The organism is Candidatus Bathyarchaeota archaeon, assembly GCA_026014725.1.
Lineage (GTDB): Archaea > Thermoproteota > Bathyarchaeia > Bathyarchaeales > Bathycorpusculaceae > Bathycorpusculum.
This window is the reverse complement of the sequence record JAOZHV010000039.1, coordinates 1-2,605: the sequence shown is the minus strand read 5'-3', so window position 1 is coordinate 2,605 and position 2,605 is coordinate 1. Positions and strand designations below refer to the sequence as shown.

Genomic DNA, 2,605 nt, shown 5'->3' with positions numbered 1-2,605 from the left:
TACGTTTCACTGGGCAATATCTATGTGACATATCCTACTTGGAGCGACGAAGGACAGTTCACTTCAATCTACAGAGTACGCGTAGACGGTAGCGCTTTAGCATTTGAAGCTAAGGGCAGCGTCGCAGGCTATGTTCTCAACCAGTACGCTATGGATGAATATGGCGGCTACTTCAGGTTAACCACAACTTGGCAGAAAGAAACAACGATGAACTATGTTTCCGTGCTTGATATAAACCTTGCAAAGGTAGGCGAGCTTTTGCTTCCGAAATTTGAAGAGCGTGAGACTATACAATCAACAAGGTTCATGGGTGACAAATGCTATGTGGTAACGTTTGAGCAGAAAGACCCCTTCTTCGTAGTGGATTTGTCTGATCCAACTCAACCTAAAGTGGCTGGGCAACTGAAAATTCCCGGCTATTCAAGCTATCTGCATCCTTATGACTCTAACCATGTGATTGGCATAGGCATGGAGAATAACACTGTGAAGTTGTCGCTGTTCGATGTCACAAACGTTAACGCTCCTACGGAAACCGCGAAGTACATTGTCGAAGGCGACTGGACATACTCCGATGCGCTCTATGAGCCGAAAGCTTTCCTGTTTGATAAGCAGAAGGAACTCCTCGTTATTCCAGTATCCATAACGCAGTACGGCCACGTAGGCGGTGGCGCTGAAAAAGAATACGTGGCAGAAGGCGGCTATTGGCAAGGCGCGTACGTTTTCAAACTGACTCTTACAGGCGGCTTCGAATTTAGAGACGGTATAACACATCAGGAAAACGCTACCAGTGAACCATACATTATAGATTACAACGCGAATGTTAATAGAGCTCTTTACATTGGCAACACGCTTTACACAGTTTCTAACGCTAAAGTCAAACTAAACAGTCTGATTGATTTGTCGCCGATAGCAGAAGTCAAACTCGATTAGACCTCTCACTTTCTTTTTCTTTTTTAGTTTTGCATTTTTTAGAGGAGTTAGCGCTTCACGTTCTCACGCAATGTGGCTCAATGTGCACAGTAACTGCTGCGTCTACGAAATGTGTTTTTATTTCTGCTTCAATTCGCGAGGCAATCTCATGTGCATCCGTGATTGAAACTTGTTTCATGAAGCAGCAATCCATGTTTATGTACCGTTTTCCCTCAGCCACGTAGGTTACCACGTTCTTGACGTACAAGCCGTGTTCAACGTTTGCTGCCATTTCATGGATTATTCCTTCCAGTTCTTTCTCGTCTATTTCCTTCATGCGCGCGTCTGCGCCGCAGGGTTCAACGTGAACCGTCACGTTTTCTAGCTGCTTTATTTCAGAGTGCATCCTGCCTTCAATTTCCTCAGCGATTTCATGTGCTTCTTCCACGGAAAGCTTTGGGTCTACGTAAGCGTGCAAAGTGATGTAAAGTTTTCCGCCAGCGTAAACAGCTTTGATGTCATGCACTTCTTTGACGCCGTCTACCATTGCCAGCTTCTCCACAAGCTGCTCCATCTGTGTTTCCCTTTCAGATGGTTCTATGTGAATTGTCGCGTCGACATTTCCAAAAGCTTTAGTCAAGTCTGCCTCAATTTTTGACGATAAAGCGTGGGCTTCCTCGAGGCTCGTGCGGTTTGAAACTTGCACCGTGGTTTCGATGAATGTTTTTGAGCTTACTTTTCTAACTTTTAGGCTTTCGCATTTCAGTGCGCCTTCGTTGGAGAGGATTTCTTTTCTGATTTTCTGCACCATTTCTTTCGATGCTGTGTCGCTTAGTTCCATTATGCTTGTTCGCGCCAGTTTGATGCTTAAGTAGCTGAGCATACAACCGAGAAATATTGATGCAAATGAATCCCCATTAGAGAATCCCAAAGTGGCTAGGCCGAAGCCTAGAAGAGCGATGATTGTTGAACTTAAATCTGAAATGGCGTCGTAGAATCCCGCTTTAATTGATGTGCTCTCGCTGCTTTTCACTTTTCTGAAGATTGCTATCCTGAAAAAGTCTATGCACAGCGTGTAGCCGATTGCAAAGTAACCCGCGAACTCTAATCCTTCATTAACCCGGATGTTTCCCATCAATCGGGTTGCCGCTTCGTAGAATATCAAGATTGCAACGCCTATTAGGACTAAGCCGCCTATTAACCCGCCTATGGCTTCAAACTTCTCATGCCCATACATGTGCTCCTCGTCGGGCGGCTTAAGCGAGGCGCGAATCGCCACAAAAAGCATAATGGTCGAGAAGGCGTCAAGCAAAGCGTGCAAGCCATCGCTTAGAACCGCCAAACTGTTGACAACTAAACCCACAACAACTTCTATTATAACCACACTTGTTATGGCTATGGCTGAAAGTTTAAGTGTTCTAAGCTTGCAGGCGCCTTCTGAGGGCTCTGGCATCACTAATCAGACTATATGCACGAGGCAAGGGCGATTTAAGACTATCGGGGCAGGACAGATGCGTTCTCCTTAGCTAGCTGCAACTTGTGCGTTAGGTAAAATTAAATAGATAGGCATTTAGCTTTGAACGCAGTATGTAGAGGAAACGTTAACGAGGCGCATGGTCTTGGTTCAAATTCGCGAAATCTTAAACGGCTGCTGTGACGGCAAGGCTGTTGCCGTGAAAGGCTGGGTTTACCGCAA

2 protein-coding genes are annotated in these 2,605 nt (G+C 45.5%); one reads left to right on the top strand and one right to left on the bottom strand.

All coding sequences use genetic code 11. The features are described from left to right. On the top strand, nucleotides 1-930 hold a 930-nt coding region (locus NWE95_07340; GenBank protein MCW4003707.1), incomplete at its 5' end, for a beta-propeller domain-containing protein. 55 nt (nucleotides 931-985) lie between these two features. On the opposite strand, the gene NWE95_07335 is transcribed toward NWE95_07340, so the two are convergent. Further along, nucleotides 986-2,362: a cation-efflux pump gene (locus NWE95_07335; GenBank protein ID MCW4003706.1), complete on the bottom strand. Its 1,377-nt coding sequence runs from the start codon at nucleotides 2,360-2,362 to the stop codon at nucleotides 986-988. Nucleotides 2,363-2,605 lie beyond the last annotated feature (243 nt).